The sequence below is a fragment of the Aeromicrobium sp. Sec7.5 genome, assembly GCF_036867135.1.
In the GTDB taxonomy this organism is placed as follows: Bacteria; Actinomycetota; Actinomycetes; order Propionibacteriales; family Nocardioidaceae; genus Aeromicrobium.
The window spans coordinates 1,483,682-1,500,016 of record NZ_JBAJIJ010000001.1; the positions used below are offsets into that span (position 1 = coordinate 1,483,682).

Here is a 16,335-nt window from a genome sequence, read left to right on the forward strand (position 1 = left end):
CCGGGAGGCCCCGACACCAGGTGGTGTCGGGGCCTCCTCGTCGCTGGCCAGGCGTCAGTCGCCGCGCTCGACCGCCTCGACATCCTCGAAGCTCGAGTCGCCCTGCCCGGTCGCCTTGTTGACGCCCCAGGTGATGAACCAGAGCACGACGCCGATCGCCATGAGTCCGCCCGCGATGCGGTAGACCTCCGGGTCACGGTCGACCCAGGGGCCGGCGAGGAATAGGCACAGGATCGCCGCGAGGATCGGGGTCTGCCCGGGCGAGGAGAAGAACGTCTTGACGTGATCGTGGCGCTTGCCGCGCAGCACGACGCACGCGACGTTGACGACGGCGAAGACGCACAGCAGCAGGAACGCGGTGACGTTCGACAGGTTGCCGACGACGTTGCTCTCCGGATCGGAGGTCACGTACAGGATCAGGCCCAGGGACAGCACCGTCGTGAAGATCACCGCGACCCACGGCGTCTGCCGTGACGGCAGTACCGCGCCGAGCTGGCGGGGCAGGACGTTCTGCTTCGCCATGCCGTAGATGAGCCGGCTCGCCATGAGCATGTTGATCAGGGCGGTGTTGGCGACGGCGAAGACGGCCAGGAACGGGAACACCTTGTCCATCGGGAAGTCGGGGCTGCCCTTCGAGACCACCTCCAGCAGCGCACGGCCCTCGGACTCGGCGATCGTGCGAAGCTCCTCGGACGACAGCACCGCCACCACGGCGACGGCGACGAGCATGTAGAGGATCACGGCGATGCCGAGACCGGTCAGCATCGTGCGGGGGAAGATCTTCTGCGGATCCTTGGTCTCCTCGACCATGTTGACGGCGTCCTCGAACCCGACCATCGCGAAGAACGCGATCGACGTCGCGGCGGTGACCGCCAGGAACATGCCCTTGTCCTGGTTGTCGCGGAAGACCACGAGCTCGCCCAGGTCGGCGTTGCCCTGGAAGATCACGAAGAAGCCGACGCCGATCACGATGGAGAGCGCCGCCACCTCGACGAGGGTCAGCACGACGTTGAACTTGACGCTCTCGCCGACACCGCGCAGGTTGATCAGGGCGAGCAGGATCATGAAGCCCATCGCGATCGCGGTGATCGTGCCCGACCCGACGACGCCGTCGGCGTTGCCGTCGATCCATCCGTTGATGATGAGTCCGCCGGTGAGGTTGTCGGCCAAGGTCTTGGCCGACGTGGAGGCGCTGGTGATGCCCGAGCAGACCACGGCGAACGCCACGATGAAGGTCAGGAAGTGGATGCCGAACGCCTTGTGCGCGTAGAGCGCGGCACCAGCGGCCTGCGGATACTTGGTGACGAGCTCGAGGTACGACAGGGCCGTGAGGGTCGCCACGATGAAGGCCAGCAGGAACGGAAGCCACACGAGGCCGCCCACCAGGCCGCCCATCTGGCCGGTGACGGCGTAGACCCCGGCTCCCAGGATGTCGCCCACGATGAAGAGCAGCAGGAGCTTCGGCCCCAGGACCCTCTTCAGCTCGGTGGGCTGCTCCGTGGGTTGTTCGCCCGTCTCAGCTGCGTGAGTCATGTGCCCGTGCCCCCCATTCCCGGAGCGCCCGGTGCGTCCGTGCCCCTACCGTGGCCCTGCGGGGGGCGGCGCGCAAGAGGTGCGGTGTCTTCGGTCGTGTCGCCCGTCGGTGTAAGTTGCTCGTCGTGTCGACGCTGCAGGTACGCGTGCCGGGGGTGGTCAAGCGCTGGACGACAGCGCTGGTCGTCCGCCGCATCCGCAAGAAGGGGATCGATCTCTCGACGATCTCGTTCCTGCCGGAGGAGACCAAGATTCCGCTCCAGCGGAACAGCACCGACCCGCTGCCGCAGATCGCGCAGTGGCGCGACGCCGAGCCCATGCGCCGGCTCGACCTGCCGTTCGACTTCACGGCCTGGCTCGTCACCGGTCACGAGCAGACGCGTCAGATCCTGACCTCGCGCGACGAGTACTCCAACGACATCCGTCATCTGTTCACGGGTCACGGCCCCGCCACCTCCGACGACATTGGTGGTCTGGGCTTCACCGATCCACCGCTGCACACGCGCCTGCGCAAGATCATCACCCCCGAGTTCACGATGCGGCGGCTGGCGCGGCTCGAGCCGCTCATCGAGGCCAGGGTCGAGCGGGTGCTCGACGACCTCGAGGAGGCCGCGGCCGCCAACGACGGTGTGGCCGACCTCGCGCACCACGTGGCCTTCCCCATTCCGTTCCAGACGATCTGTGACCTCCTGGGGCTGGACTACGACGACCGTGAGACGTTCGCCGGCCTCGGGAGCGCGCGCTTCGACGCCACCAACGGGGCCGCCGCCGCCTTCGGCGCCGTGTCGGCCCAGCGGGAGTTCCTCTTCGACGCCGTGGCGCGGCAACGGGTCGATCCCGGGCCCGGCCTGATCGGCCAGATCCTGCGCGACGAGGGCGAGGCGATCTCCGACGTCGACCTCGCCGGGCTCGCCGACGGCGTGTTCACCGGTGGGTTCGAGACCACGGCGGGCATGATCGCGCTCGGCACGATCGTGCTCCAGCGTGATCCGTCGTACGCCAAGCTCGTGCGCGAGGGCTCCCGCGAGGACGTCGACCGGGTGGTGGAGGAGCTGTTGCGCTACCTCGCCGTGGTGCAGGTGGCCTTCCCCCGGTTCGCCAAGCGCGACATGGAGCTCTTCGGCGCCCACGTCAAGGCCGGCGACGTCATCCTCGCCTCGCTCACCGGCGCCAATCGCGATCCCGCCGCGGCCGGGGACGACCCCGAGTCGTTCGACCCGTACCGCGTGCCCACGACTGGTCACCTCGCCTTCGGCCACGGCATCCACCGGTGCATCGGGGCGGAGCTGGCCCGCATGGAGCTGCGGATCGTCCTGCCGATGCTGCTCCGACGTTTCCCCGAGCTCGCTCTGGAGGTGCCGGAGTCGGAGCTCAGCTTCCGACAGCTCAGCTTCGTGTTCGGCGTCGAGGAGCTTCCGGTCCGGCTCCGGCCGTGACCGACGTCCGTGCCGTCGAGCGGTGGTTCGACGACCACGGCCTGCCCTACTTCGTGGTCGACCAGGCCGAGACGGTCGAGGGATGGCTGTCGAGCCGCCGGATCGTCGCGCTGCTCGTGCTGCTGGTCGGCCTCGGTGTGGGGGCCGGACTGACGGTCGGGCGCACGATCGGTGACGCCTCCGACGGGGTTCTGGCCGGCACCGTGATCTTCGTCGTGCTGCTCGCGCTCTACGCGGGGCGCCTGCTCCGGATGGGCACCATGGTGCGCTGGGCCGTCCGTCGCACGTTCGGCTCGCTCGGCCTCCTGCTGCCCCTGCTGTCGCGCGCCCTGCCGCTCCTGCTGCTCGCGGTCACGTTCCTCTTCATCAATGCCGAGGTCTGGCAGGTCGCCGCCCTGATGTCGCGCACGGTGCTGTGGCTGTCGGCCGGTGCCTTCGCCCTCGTCGCCGCGGCGTTCCTCCTGGTGCGCCTGCCCGAGGAGGTGGCCGCGGTCGAGCGCGAGGTGGTGGGGGACCGGCTCGCGGACTGCTGCTCCGGCACCCCGGCGGCCGACCTGGTGGACGCGGCCGACGTCCGGGTGGGAGGGCTCCCGCGGTTCGCGGGGACGAACCTGGTGCTGGTGCTGCTGTTCAGCCAGGCGGTGCAGGTCCTGCTCCTGACGGCGGGCCTGTTCGCCTTCTTCGTGGTGTTCGGTTCACTGACGATCCCGCCCGAGACGATCGAGTCCTGGACGGGTCACCCGGTCACCGAGCTGCCGTCGCGCCTGGGGCGGCACCTGCCGCTCACCAACGACCTCTTCCAGGTGGCCGTGTTTCTCGCAGCGTTCTCCGGCCTCTACTTCACGGTGTACGCGGTCACCGACGAGACGTACCGGCGTCAGTTCTTCACCGGGGTGTCCTCCCAGCTCGAGCGCGCCGTCGCCGTCCACGCCGTCTACCGCGCGGTGCGGGAGACGGAGACCGAGCAGTCGACCTGAGCCAACGACCGCCACCACGGGCCGAGCGAAGCGAGGCTGAGCCGCCCCGTGGTTCGCTCTGGCGAACCACGGAGTTGAGCGCGAGCGGCTTACCAGCCGCGCGAGCGCCACTCCGGGAGGCTAGGGCGCTCCGCGCCGAGGGTCGAGTCGTTGCCGTGGCCGGGGTAGAAGTGGGTGTCGTCGGGGAATCGGCCGAAGAGCTTGGCCTCGACCTCGTCCACGAGGGTCGCGAAGTCGTCCTCGGACCAGGTCTTGCCGACGCCGCCGGGGAACAGCGAGTCGCCCGTGAACAGGTGGACGACGCCGTCGGGGTCGTCGTACGCGAGCGCGATCGATCCCGGTGTGTGGCCGACGATCTCGACGACCTCGAGCTCGCAGGAGCCGACCCTGACCCGGGCGCCGGTCGCGACCAGGACGTCCGTCACGACGTCGATGCCCTCGGCGTCGCGCTCCCCGGCGATCGTCTCGGCGCCGGTGACGGCGCGCAGCGCCTCCAGCGCGCCCCAGTGATCGGGGTGCCGGTGCGTCGTCACGATCCGCTTGACGGGCGCACCGTCGAGCACGTCGAGGATGCGGTCGGCCTCGTCAGCGGCGTCGATCACGAGGCGCTCGTCGGTCAGCGTGCAACGCAGCACGTAGACGTTGTTGGCCATCGGCCCGACCGCGAGCTTCGTGATCTCCAGGTCGCCCGCATCCTGCACGTCGGCCGGCCCGCCGACCTCGACTTCTCCGGTGTAGGTCATGCGTCCGATCCTAGGTGCCGGGTCGTGGTGCGGGAGGTCACCGTCGCTCGGCGCGAAACTGTCGGACGGCGTGGTTACGCTGGCCGGGTGCCCACTCGTACGTCATCCAGTCCTGCCCGAAAGGGCGCGAAGAGCCCGGCCCGCGCGGGCGTGAGCAGCATCGACCAGATCATCGTCCGGGGCGCTCGCGAGCACAACCTCAAGGACATCTCGCTCGACCTCCCGCGCGACGCGCTCATCGTCTTCACGGGCCTGTCCGGCTCCGGCAAGTCCTCCCTCGCGTTCGACACGATCTTCGCCGAGGGCCAGCGCCGCTACGTCGAGTCCCTGTCGGCCTACGCCCGTCAGTTCCTGGGACAGATGGACAAGCCCGACGTCGACTTCATCGAGGGCCTCTCGCCCGCCGTGTCGATCGACCAGAAGTCCACCTCCCGCAATCCTCGGTCCACGGTGGGCACCATCACCGAGGTCTACGACTACCTGCGCCTGCTGTACGCCCGCGCCGGTCGGGCCCACTGCCCCGAGTGCGGCGAGCCCATCACGCGACAGACCCCCCAGCAGATCGTCGACCGCATCCTCACCGCCGAGGAGGGCACCCGCTTTCAGGTGCTCGCCCCGATCATCCGCGGGCGCAAGGGCGAGTACCTCGAGCTCTTCCGGCAGCTGCAGTCGCAGGGCTTCAGCCGGGCCGTCGTCGACGGCGAGGTCCACCTCCTCGCCGACGAGCCGCCGAAGCTCGCCAAGCAGAAGAAGCACACGATCGACGTCGTCGTCGACCGGCTGCAGGTCAAGCGCAGCGCCCAGCAGCGACTCACCGAGTCGATCGAGACGGCGCTCGGCCTGGCTGACGGCCTGGTCATCATCGACTACGTCGACCTCGCCGACGACCACCCCGAGCGCACCCGCCGGTTCTCCGAGAAGCTCGCCTGCCCCAACGACCACCCCCTCGCGGTCGACGAGCTCGAGCCGCGCTCGTTCTCGTTCAACGCCCCGTTCGGCGCCTGCGCCGAGTGCCACGGGCTCGGCGTGCGCATGGAGGTCGATCCCGAGCTCGTGGTGCCCGACCCGCACAAGTCGCTCGACGAGGGCGCGATCGCGCCGTGGACGTTCAACCAGATGTCTGACTACTTCCTGCGCATCCTGCAGTCGCTCGGCGAGGAGATGGGCTTCCGCACCGACGTGCCCTACGGCGAGCTCTCCGACGACGTGCAGAAGATCCTGATGTACGGCCGTCCCGGCAAGGTGCACGTCGTCTACAAGAACCGCTACGGCCGCCGGCGCGAGTACGACACCGTGTTCGACGGTGCCGTCGAGTTCGTGCAGCGACGTCACGCCGAGACCGACTCCGAGACCAACCGCGAGCGTCTCGAGGGCTTCATGCGCGAGGTGCCCTGCGGCGCCTGCGACGGCACCCGGCTCAAGCCCGTCATCCGGGCGGTCCTGCTCGACCATCCCGAGCTCGGTCCCAAGAACATCGCCGAGGTCAGCAACCTGTCGATCGCCGAGGCTGCGGTGTACCTGCGCGGCCTCGCGATGAACGATCGCGAGCTGCAGATCGGTGAGCGGGTGCTCAAGGAGATCGACGAGCGCCTGCAGTTCCTGCTCGACGTCGGGCTCGACTACATCTCGCTCGACCGCGCCGCCGGGTCCCTCTCGGGCGGTGAGGCCCAGCGCATCCGGCTCGCCACACAGATCGGCGCCGGCCTGGTCGGCGTGCTCTACGTGCTCGACGAGCCCTCGATCGGCCTGCACCAGCGCGACAACAAGCGACTCATCGAGACGCTCCAGCGCCTGCGCGACCTCGGCAACACGCTGATCGTCGTCGAGCACGACGAGGACACCATCGCGGTGGCCGACTGGGTCGTCGACATCGGTCCGGGCGCGGGCGAGCACGGCGGCCAGGTCATCGTGTCCGGCCCGGTCTCCGAGCTCCTCGAGAGCCCCGACTCCATCACGGGCAAGTACCTGTCGGGCCGTGAGAAGATCCCGGTCCCCGACGTCCGTCGTCCGCGCGAGAAGGACCGCCAGCTCACCGTCCGCGGTGCGCGCGAGAACAACCTGCGCGACATCGACGTCGCGTTCCCGCTCGGCCAGCTCGTCGCGGTCACGGGCGTCTCCGGCTCCGGCAAGTCCACGCTGGTCAACGACATCCTCTACCGGTCGCTGGCCCGCACGATCTACGGCGCCCGCACGATCCCGGGCCGGCACCGCACGATCGACGGTCTCGACCAGGTCGACAAGGTCATCCACGTCGACCAGTCGCCGATCGGTCGCACCCCCCGCTCCAACCCGGCCACCTACACGGGCGTGTTCGACCACGTGCGCAAGCTGTTCGCGCAGACCCCCGAGGCCAAGATGCGCGGCTACCAGCAGGGGCGGTTCTCGTTCAACATCAAGGGCGGACGCTGCGAGGCGTGCTCCGGCGACGGCACGATCAAGATCGAGATGAACTTCCTGCCCGACGTCTACGTGCCGTGCGAGGTCTGCCACGGCGCCCGCTACAACCGCGAGACGCTCGAGGTGCACTACAAGGGCAAGACCATCGCCGAGATCCTCGACATGCCGATCGAGGAGGCCGCCGACTTCTTCGAGGCCATCCCGGCCATCGCTCGGCACATGCGCACCCTCGTCGACGTCGGCCTGGGCTACGTCCGCCTCGGCCAGCCCGCGCCCACCCTCTCCGGCGGTGAGGCGCAGCGCGTCAAGCTCGCGGCCGAGCTGCAGAAGCGGTCCACGGGCCGCACGCTGTACGTCCTCGACGAGCCCACGACGGGCCTGCACTTCGAGGACATCCGCAAGCTCCTGCTCGTGCTGGGGCGCATCGTCGACACCGGCAACTCGGTCGTGGTGATCGAGCACAACCTCGACGTCATCAAGACCGCCGACTGGATCGTCGACATGGGCCCTGAGGGAGGCAGCGGCGGCGGCATCGTCGTCGCCGAGGGCACGCCCGAGGACGTCGCGAAGGTGGAGGCCAGCCACACCGGTCGCTACCTCGCGCCACTGCTGGCCCCGTGATCGGCTGAGCTCATGGCGGATCCGGCGACCTATCGACCCAGGACGGGGGAGATCCCCACCGAGCCGGGGGTCTACAAGTTCCGCGACGCCGAGGCTCGTGTCATCTACGTCGGCAAGGCCAAGTCGCTGCGCCAGCGGCTCACCTCGTACTTCGCCGATCCCGACGGCCTGCACGAGCGCACCCGACGCATGGTCACGACGGCGGCGGCCGTCGAGTGGACCGTCGTGGGCACCGAGGTCGAGGCCCTGCAGCTCGAGTACACCTGGATCAAGCAGTTCGACCCGCGGTTCAACGTCAAGTACCGCGACGACAAGTCCTACCCCTGGCTCGCGTTCACGGTGGGTGAGGAGGTGCCGCGCGTGCAGGTCATGCGCGGCTCGCAGCGCAAGGGCGTGCGCTACTTCGGCCCCTACTCGCACGCGTGGGCCATCCGCGACACCGTCGACACCCTGCTGCGGGTCTTCCCCATGCGCTCCTGCTCGGCCGGCACCTTCCGCAGTGCTCGCGCCAGCGGCCGACCGTGCCTCCTGGGCGACATCGGCAAGTGCGCCGCGCCCTGCGTCGGCCGGGTCACCCCCGAGGAGCACCGCGAGATCGTCGACGACTTCATCGGCTTCATGGGCGGCAGCACCAAGGTCATCACCCGCGAGCTGAAGCAGAAGATGCAGCGGGCGTCCGACGACCTCGAGTTCGAGCTGGCGGCCAAGTACCGCGACGACCTGGGCGCGCTCGACAAGGTGCTCGAGAAGCAGACCGTCGTGCTCCCCGACGGCACCGACGCCGACGTCCTGGGCTTCGCCGCCGACCCGCTCGAGGTCGCGGTGCAGATCTTCTCGGTCCGGGGCGGCCGCATCCGCGGCCAGCGCGGCTGGGTCGCCGACCGTGCCGACGAGGCCGATCTGCCCGAGCTCGTGCAGCGCGCGGTCATGACCCTGTACGCCGACGGAGCACCCACCGCTGTGCCGCGTGAGGTGCTTGTGCCGGTCCTGCCCTCCGACGCGACGCTCGTCGAGGAGCTGCTGGGTGAGCACCGCGGCGGCCCCGTCCGGTTCCGCGTCCCGCAGCGGGGCGACAAGCGCAGCCTGCTGGAGACGGTCGAGCAGAATGCCAAGCAGGCGCTCGCGCGACACAAGATGAAGCGTGCCGGCGACCTCACCACGCGCAGCGTCGCGCTCGAGGAGCTGCAGGCGGCGCTCGGGCTGCCCGACGCGCCGCTGCGCATCGAGTGCTTCGACATCTCCAACCTGCAGGGCACCGAGATCGTCGCCTCCATGGTGGTGTTCGAGGACGGTCTGGCCCGCAAGTCCGAGTACCGGCGGTTCGTCGTGCGGCACGAGGGGCAGAGCGACGTCGCCGCCATGCACGAGGTCGTCACACGCCGCTTCAAGCGGCATCTGGACGGCCCGCAGGCGGTCGAGGCGGGCGACCTCCCGCCCGAGCCCGCCGAGGCCGTCGCCGAGAAGCGACGGTTCGCCTACGCCCCGGCGCTCGTGGTCGTCGACGGCGGTCCGCCGCAGGTCGCCGCGGCGCAGCAGGCGTTCGACGAGCTCGGTATCACCGACGTCGCGCTCGTCGGCCTGGCCAAGCGTCTCGAGGAGGTGTGGCTCCCGAACGACGAGCACCCCGTCATCCTCCCGCGCACCAGCGAGGGGCTCTACCTGCTGCAGCGGGTGCGCGACGAGGCACACCGGTTCGCGATCACGCACCACCGCAAGCGGCGCAGCACGTCGATGACCGCGTCGGCGCTCGACGAGGTCGAGGGGCTGGGCCCGACACGTCGTGCGGCGGTCATGAAGCACTTCGGCTCGCTCAAGAAGCTGCGGGCCGCCACGGTCGACGAGATCGCCGGGGTGCCCGGCATCGGACGCACTACGGCAGAATCGATCGCCACGGCCCTCGCCGGGTCGGCGCGGCCCACTGCGGTCAACACGGCGACCGGCGAGATCATCGAGGAATGACACGAGGACGGCGCAGCACATGACACAGCTGAACGAGATCGTTCTCGTCACGGGCATGACCGGCGCGGGCCGCGGCACGGCCGCCAAGGCGCTCGAGAAGCTGGGCTACTACGTCATCGACAACCTGCCGCCGGTCCTGCTCGAGTCCACGCTCGACACCATGGAGCAGGCCCCCGACATCGACCTGCTGGCGGTCGTCGTCGACGCCCGGTCCCGGTCGTTCTTCGACGCCCTCGAGGGCGCCCTCGTGCGCCTGCGGCAGCGTGGCGTCCCGACCCGGGTGCTCTACCTCGAGGCGGCCGACGAGGTGCTCGTCCGACGTCAGGAGGCGGCGCGCCGGCCCCACCCGCTGAGTCTCGAGGGTCGCCTGATGGACGGTTTCACGAAGGAGCGCGAGCTGCTGCGTGGCGTCCGGGCCGGAGCCGATCTCGTGGTCGACACCACGTCGCTCAACGTGCACCAGCTGGGTCAACGGCTCCGTGCCGCGTTCGGCGAACCGGGGTCGCGGGGCCTGCGCGCCTCGGTCATGTCGTTCGGCTTCAAGTACGGCATCCCGATCGACGCCGACATGGTCGCCGACATGCGCTTCCTGCCCAATCCCTACTGGGACCCGGAGCTCCGGCCCATGAGCGGGCTCGACGCCCCGGTCCGTGACTACGTCCGCAGCCAACCCCGGGCCGAGGAGTTCCTCGACCAGTACGAGGACCTCATCTCGCTGCTGACCGACGGCTTCCTGCACGAGGACAAGCACTTCCTGACCCTCGCGATCGGCTGCACCGGCGGACGCCACCGGTCGGTGGCGATGTCGGAGGCGTTCGCCGAGCGGTTGAGGGCCCACGGCGTCAGCACGTTGGTGGTGCACCGCGACCTGGGGCGCGAGTGACCGCCCCCCTGCGCGTGGCGGCGCTCGGAGGAGGGCACGGCCTCGCCGCCAGCCTCACCGCGCTGCGTCGCCTCACCCCCGACCTCACCGGCATCGTCACGGTGGCCGACAACGGTGGGTCCTCCGGCCGCCTGCGCGAGGAGTTCAACATCCTGCCGCCCGGCGACCTCCGGATGGCGCTCGCCGCCCTGAGCGGCGACGACGAGCACGGACGGCGCTGGGCCAGCGTGCTCCAGCACCGCTTCGCCGGCACGGGCCCGCTCGCCGGACACGCCATCGGCAACCTGCTGATCGCCGCCATCTGGGAGCGGCTGGGCGACACCGTCGCGGGCCTCGACCTCGTCGGCGAGCTGCTGGGGTCCAAGGGGCGCGTGCTGCCGATGGCCGCGGTGCCGCTCGACATCGAGGCCGACGTCCACCTCGTCTCGGCCCCCGACGGCCTGACCGTGGTCCGCGGGCAGGCCGAGGTGGCCTCGGTCGACGGTCAGGTCGTCAGCGTGCGGCTCGATCCGCGTGAGCCTCCCGCCTGCCCGGAGGCGGTCGCCGCGGTCCACGACGCCGACTGGGTCGTCGTCGGTCCGGGGTCGTGGTTCACCAGCGTCATGCCCACGCTGCTCGTGCCGGACCTGCGCGACGCCCTCGTCACCACGAGCGCCCGCCGCGCGCTGGTGCTCAACCTCCGGGGCGATCGCGAGACGGCCGGCCTGAGCGCCACCGACCACCTCGACGTGCTGGCCGCCCACGCGCCCGAGCTGGGCGTCGACGTCGTCCTGGCCGACGCGAGCGTCGCCGACGACGCGGGCCATCTCGAGGCGATGGCCCGCAAGCTCGGGGCCCGGCTGGTGGTCCACGACGTCGCGCGATCGCCGGGCAGCGACCAGCACGATCCCGCGAGGTTGGCGGAAGCCTTCGGGCGGTTTCTCACCCGGGCATAGAGTGTCCCGCATGGCGTTGACGTCCCAGGTGAAGTCCGAGCTCGTGGCCACCAACGTGACGAAGGCGTGCTGTCGCAAGTCCGAGGTCGCGTCGATCCTGCGGTTCGCCGGAGGACTGCACCTCGTGGCCGGCAAGGTCGTGATCGAGGCCGAGCTCGACAGCGGTGCGGCGGCCCGCCGGCTCCGCAAGGACATCGGCGACATCTACGGACACGCCAGCGAGATCGTCGTGATGCAGCCCAACGGCCTGCGCAAGAGCACGTCCTACGTCGTGCGCGTGAGCCAGGGCGGCGAGGCGCTCGCCCAGCAGACGGGCATCATCGACGGCGCCGGACGGCCCATCCGCGGCCTGCCGCCGGCGGTCGTCGGGGGCAGCTCGTGCGATGCGGTCTCCGCCTGGCGCGGCGCGTTCCTCGCCCACGGGTCCTTGACCGAGCCGGGTCGCTCGTCGGCGCTGGAGATCAGCTGTCCCGGTCACGAGGCCGCCCTCGCGCTGGTCGGGGCCGCGCGTCGACTCGGCATCTCGGCCAAGTCCAAGGAGGTCCGCGGCTTCGACCGCGTGGTCATCCGCGACGGCGAGGCCATCGGTGCGCTCCTGACCCGCCTGGGCGCCCACGAGACCCTCCTGGCCTGGGAGGAGCGCCGCCTGCGCCGCGAGGTCCGGGCCACCGCCAACCGCCTCGCCAACTTCGACGACGCGAACCTGCGGCGCTCGGCGCGTGCCGCGGTCGCGGCCGGCGCCCGCGCGCAGCGCGCCCTGGAGATCCTCGGCGACGACGTCCCCGACCACCTGAAGCTCGCCGGCGTGCTGCGGGTCGAGCACCGCCAGGCCAGCCTCGAGGAGCTCGGTCAGCTGCACGAGCCGCCGCTCACGAAGGACGCCATCGCGGGTCGGATCCGTCGCCTCCTGGCCATGGCCGACAAGATCGCGTCCGAGCAGGGCATCCCCGACACGGAGGCGACCCTGGAGGACCTCCCCGAGTCGTGACCGACCTCCTCGTCGCGCGCCTGCGGGCGGCTGGCTGCGTCTTCGCCGAGGACGAGGCGGCCCTGCTCCGTGCCGAGGCCGGCGGCGTGCGTCTCGAGGACCTGGTGGTCCGTCGGGTCGCGGGGGAGCCCCTCGAGAGCGTGCTCGGATGGGTCGAGCTCGACGGGATGCGACTTCGAGTCGGCCCGGGCTGCTTCGTTCCGCGACGCCGCACGCTGCTCCTGGCACGCGCCGCGATCGCCGCCTCGCCCTCGACGCTCGTCGAGTTGTGCTGCGGCGTCGCACCGGTGGCCGCTCTCGTGGCTCGTGCGCGGCCGGGTGTGCGGGTCCACGCCTCGGACCTCGACCCGGTGCCGCTCGAGCTCGCGCGGGCCAACCTCGCGGGTCACGACGGAGCGGTCCACCGCGACCTGTTCGCCGCGCTCCCACCGTCGCTGCGCGGGCAGATCGACGTGCTGGCGGCCAACGCGCCGTACGTCCCGACCGAGCAGATCGCGATGATGCCGCCGGAGGCGCGGGTCCACGAGCCCGCGCACGCCCTGGACGGCGGCCGAGACGGTCTCGACCTGCACCGTCGGGTGGCCGCGGAGGCGCCGCGATGGCTGCGCCCGGGCGGGGTGCTGCTGATCGAGACCTCGGTGCGCCAAGCGCCGGGCACCGCCGCGACCTGCGCCGCCGCGGGACTCGATCCCGAGATCCTGCGCGACGAGGAGCTCGACGCCACGGCCGTGCGGGCCGTCCTTCCGGCGGGGGCCTCACCGGAGACCGCCGCGACTCGATAGGCTGACCCTCGATCCAGGTCCACCCCAGCTTCAGGAGCATCTTGCCGTGACCGTTCGCGTTGGCATCAATGGCTTTGGCCGCATCGGCCGCAACTTCTTCCGCGCGGTTCGTGCCGCCGGCGGCGACATCGAGATCGTCGCCGTCAACGACCTCACCGACAACAAGACGCTGGCGACGCTCCTGAAGTACGACTCGATCCTCGGTCGCCTCGACGCCGACGTCTCGTACGACGACACCTCCATCACGGTCGGCGACCAGAAGATCGCCGCGTTCGCCGAGCGCGACCCCGCGAAGCTCGACTGGGCCAGCGTCGGCGTCGACATCGTCGTGGAGTCGACCGGCTTCTTCACCGACGCGACCAAGGCCAAGGCCCACGTCGACGGCGGTGCGAAGAAGGTCATCATCTCGGCGCCGGCCAAGAACGAGGACATCACGATCGTGATGGGCGTCAACCACGAGCTGTACGACACCACCCAGCACACCGTGATCTCCAACGCCTCGTGCACCACGAACTGCCTCGCGCCGCTCGCGAAGGCGCTCAACGACGCCCTCGGCATCGAGCGCGGCCTCATGACCACGATCCACGCGTACACGCAGGACCAGAACCTGCAGGACGCCCCGCACAGCGACCTGCGTCGTGCCCGTGCGGCCGTGATCAACATCGTCCCGACCTCCACGGGCGCCGCGAAGGCCGTCAGCCTCGTGCTGCCCGAGCTGGCCGGCAAGCTCGACGGCTACGCGCTGCGCGTCCCGGTTCCCACGGGCTCGGCGACCGACCTCACCTTCACGGCCAGCCGCGAGACCACGGTCGAGGAGGTCAACCAGATCATCAAGGACGCCTCCGAGGGCGCCATGAAGGGCTTCCTGGTCTACACCGACGACCCGATCGTCTCCAGTGACATCGTCACCGATCCCGCGTCGAGCATCTTCGACTCGGGCCTGACCAAGGTCATCGGCGACCAGGTCAAGGTCGTCTCCTGGTACGACAACGAGTGGGGCTACTCCAACCGCCTGGTCGACCTGGTCAAGCACGTCGGCGCCTCTCTCTGATCGTGCAGACGATCTCCGACCTCGGCGACCTCCGAGGCAAGCGGGTCCTGGTCCGCAGCGACCTGAACGTGCCGCTCGACGGCACGACCATCAGCGACGACGGCCGCATCCGAGCCAGCCTCCCGACCCTGGAGCGCCTGGCCGCGGCCGGTGCTCGGGTGCTCGTCACGGCGCACCTGGGTCGTCCGAAGGGCACGCCCGACCCGGCGTACTCGCTCAAGCCGGTGGCGCAGCGCCTCGGCGAGCTCTGGGGCCAGCCCGTGCTGTTCGCGGGCGACACGACGGGCGACGAGGCGCACCACGTCGCGGCGGCGCTGCAGGACGGTCAGATCGCCGTGCTGGAGAACGTCCGCTTCAACCCGGGCGAGACCAGCAAGGACGACGCCGAGCGTGGCGCCTTCGCCGACGAGCTGGCGGCCCTGGCCGATGTGTTCGTCTCGGACGGCTTCGGCGTCGTGCACCGCAAGCAGGCCAGCGTGTACGACGTCGCGACCCGGCTCCCGGCCGCGGTCGGCGGGCTCGTGCAGGCCGAGGTCGAGGTGCTGAAGCGACTCACCGAGTCGCCCGAGCGCCCGTACGTCGTGGTGCTCGGCGGCTCGAAGGTCTCCGACAAGCTCGGCGTGATCGACAACCTGCTGGAGAAGGCCGACACCCTGCTGATCGGTGGTGGCATGGTGTTCACGTTCCTGGCCGCCCAGGGCCATGGAGTCGGTTCCTCGCTGCTGGAGTCGGACCAGATCGACGTGGCCCGCGAGTACATCGAGCGCGCCGCGGCACGAGGTGTCGACCTGGTCCTGCCGAGCGACGTCGTCGTCGCCCCGGAGTTCTCGGCCGACGCGCCTGCCACGACCGTGCCCGCCGACGCCATCCCGGACGACCAGATGGGGCTCGACATCGGCCCCGACGCGTCGCAGGTCTTCGCGCAGCACGTGCGCGACGCCCGGACGGTCTTCTGGAACGGACCGATGGGCGTGTTCGAGTTCGCCGCGTTCGCCGGCGGAACCCGTGCGGTCGCTGAGGCGCTCACGCAGACCGACGGCCTGTCGGTCGTCGGTGGCGGCGACTCCGCCGCGGCCGTGCGTCAGCTCGGCTTCGCCGACGATGCGTTCGGCCACATCTCGACCGGCGGCGGCGCCAGCCTGGAGTATCTCGAGGGCAAGACCCTGCCGGGTCTGGCCATCCTGGAGGAGAAGACGTCATGAGCACTCGTACGCCCCTGATGGCCGGCAACTGGAAGAGCAACCTGAACCACCAGGAAGCCGTCGTGCTGGTCCAGAAGCTCGCCTGGACGCTGCAGGACAAGAAGCACGACTTCGACAAGGTCGAGGTCGTCGTGGTCCCGCCGTTCACCGACATCCGCAGCGTGCAGACGCTCGTCGACGGCGACCACCTCTCGATCCGCTACGGCGCGCAGGATGTCTCCGAGCACGACGGCGGTGCGTACACCGGCGAGATCTCCGCCGCGATGCTGGCGAAGCTCGGCTGCTCCTACGTCGTCGTGGGCCACTCCGAGCGCCGCGAGCACCACGCTGAGACCGACCAGGTCGTCAACACCAAGGCGGTCGCGGCCATCGCGGCCGACATCACGCCGATCGTGTGCGTCGGTGAGGGTCTCGAGGTTCGCCAGTCGGGCGAGCACGTGGCGTACACCCTGGCGCAGGTCGACGGCTCGCTGGCCGGTCTGAGCGCCGACCAGGTCGGCGATCTCGTCGTGGCGTACGAGCCCGTCTGGGCCATCGGCACCGGTGAGGTCGCCACCCCCGAGGACGCCCAGGAGGTGTGCGCGGCCATCCGATCGCGTGTCGCCGAGACCTTCTCGTCCGAAGCGGCCGATCGATTGCGTATCCTTTACGGCGGATCGGTCAAGGCGGCCAACGTCGCGTCGATCATGGCCCAGCCCGACGTGGACGGGGCCCTGGTCGGTGGGGCGAGCCTGCAGGCCGAGGAGTTCGCGGGCATCGCGCGCTTCTACCACCTGCCGGACGTCTCCGGCGCCTGACCCGCTCCACTCCCTCCCCGAACCGGAAGCC

The 16,335-nt window shown here is 70.4% G+C and carries 13 protein-coding genes; 11 read left to right on the top strand and 2 right to left on the bottom strand.

The window, feature by feature from the left end; all coding sequences use genetic code 11:
• Positions 1-54: 54 nt before the first annotated feature.
• Positions 55-1,533 (bottom strand): APC family permease, encoded by a 1,479-nt coding sequence (locus tag V6S66_RS07345; RefSeq protein ID WP_334206092.1) that lies wholly within the window; start codon positions 1,531-1,533, stop codon positions 55-57.
• 125 nt (positions 1,534-1,658) lie between these two features.
• Between V6S66_RS07345 and V6S66_RS07350 the strand changes: the two genes are divergently transcribed.
• Together V6S66_RS07350 and V6S66_RS07355 are read left to right on the top strand one after the other, a co-directional pair.
• The gene (locus V6S66_RS07350) at positions 1,659-2,969 is read left to right on the top strand and encodes a cytochrome P450 (RefSeq protein WP_334206093.1); all 1,311 of its coding nucleotides are present in this window, start codon (positions 1,659-1,661) and stop codon (positions 2,967-2,969) included.
• Positions 2,966-3,946 carry a hypothetical protein gene (locus tag V6S66_RS07355; protein ID WP_334206094.1) on the top strand — a complete coding sequence of 327 codons (981 nt, stop codon included), beginning with the start codon at positions 2,966-2,968 and terminating at the stop codon, positions 3,944-3,946. The genes V6S66_RS07350 and V6S66_RS07355 overlap by 4 nt, the downstream gene beginning before the upstream one ends.
• An 89-nt stretch (positions 3,947-4,035) precedes the next feature.
• Here the strand turns inward: V6S66_RS07355 and V6S66_RS07360 are convergent, their stop codons facing one another.
• Positions 4,036-4,689: an MBL fold metallo-hydrolase gene (locus V6S66_RS07360; RefSeq protein WP_334206095.1), complete on the bottom strand. Its 654-nt coding sequence runs from the start codon at positions 4,687-4,689 to the stop codon at positions 4,036-4,038.
• A 150-nt stretch (positions 4,690-4,839) separates the two neighbouring features.
• Between V6S66_RS07360 and uvrA the strand changes: the two genes are divergently transcribed.
• From uvrA to tpiA, 9 genes are read left to right on the top strand one after another with little or no spacing between them, the layout of a single operon-like run.
• A complete protein-coding gene (gene uvrA, locus V6S66_RS07365; RefSeq protein WP_334206096.1) occupies positions 4,840-7,707 on the top strand; it encodes an excinuclease ABC subunit UvrA in 2,868 nt (955 codons plus the stop codon).
• 12 nt (positions 7,708-7,719) lie between these two features.
• Complete coding sequence (gene uvrC, locus V6S66_RS07370; protein ID WP_334206097.1) at positions 7,720-9,666, top strand: excinuclease ABC subunit UvrC; 1,947 nt, start codon at positions 7,720-7,722, stop codon at positions 9,664-9,666.
• Positions 9,667-9,685: 19 nt separating this feature from the next.
• Entirely contained in the window at positions 9,686-10,549 is an 864-nt protein-coding gene (gene rapZ, locus V6S66_RS07375; RefSeq protein ID WP_334206098.1) for an RNase adapter RapZ, read from the top strand.
• Positions 10,546-11,484 (top strand): gluconeogenesis factor YvcK family protein, encoded by a 939-nt coding sequence (locus V6S66_RS07380; RefSeq protein ID WP_334206099.1) that lies wholly within the window; start codon positions 10,546-10,548, stop codon positions 11,482-11,484. Before rapZ ends, V6S66_RS07380 begins: the two co-directional genes overlap by 4 nt.
• A gap of 10 nt (positions 11,485-11,494) precedes the next feature.
• Complete coding sequence (gene whiA, locus V6S66_RS07385; protein WP_334206100.1) at positions 11,495-12,472, top strand: DNA-binding protein WhiA; 978 nt, start codon at positions 11,495-11,497, stop codon at positions 12,470-12,472.
• Positions 12,469-13,254 (top strand): putative protein N(5)-glutamine methyltransferase, encoded by a 786-nt coding sequence (locus tag V6S66_RS07390; protein ID WP_334206101.1) that lies wholly within the window; start codon positions 12,469-12,471, stop codon positions 13,252-13,254. Before whiA ends, V6S66_RS07390 begins: the two co-directional genes overlap by 4 nt.
• Before the next feature lie 46 nt (positions 13,255-13,300).
• Positions 13,301-14,305 (top strand): type I glyceraldehyde-3-phosphate dehydrogenase, encoded by a 1,005-nt coding sequence (gene gap / locus V6S66_RS07395; RefSeq protein ID WP_334206102.1) that lies wholly within the window; start codon positions 13,301-13,303, stop codon positions 14,303-14,305.
• 2 nt (positions 14,306-14,307) lie between these two features.
• The gene (locus V6S66_RS07400; RefSeq protein WP_334206103.1) at positions 14,308-15,507 is read left to right on the top strand and encodes a phosphoglycerate kinase; all 1,200 of its coding nucleotides are present in this window, start codon (positions 14,308-14,310) and stop codon (positions 15,505-15,507) included.
• Positions 15,504-16,304 (top strand): triose-phosphate isomerase, encoded by an 801-nt coding sequence (gene tpiA / locus V6S66_RS07405; protein ID WP_334206104.1) that lies wholly within the window; start codon positions 15,504-15,506, stop codon positions 16,302-16,304. Before V6S66_RS07400 ends, tpiA begins: the two co-directional genes overlap by 4 nt.
• The last annotated feature ends 31 nt before the right edge of the window (positions 16,305-16,335 follow it).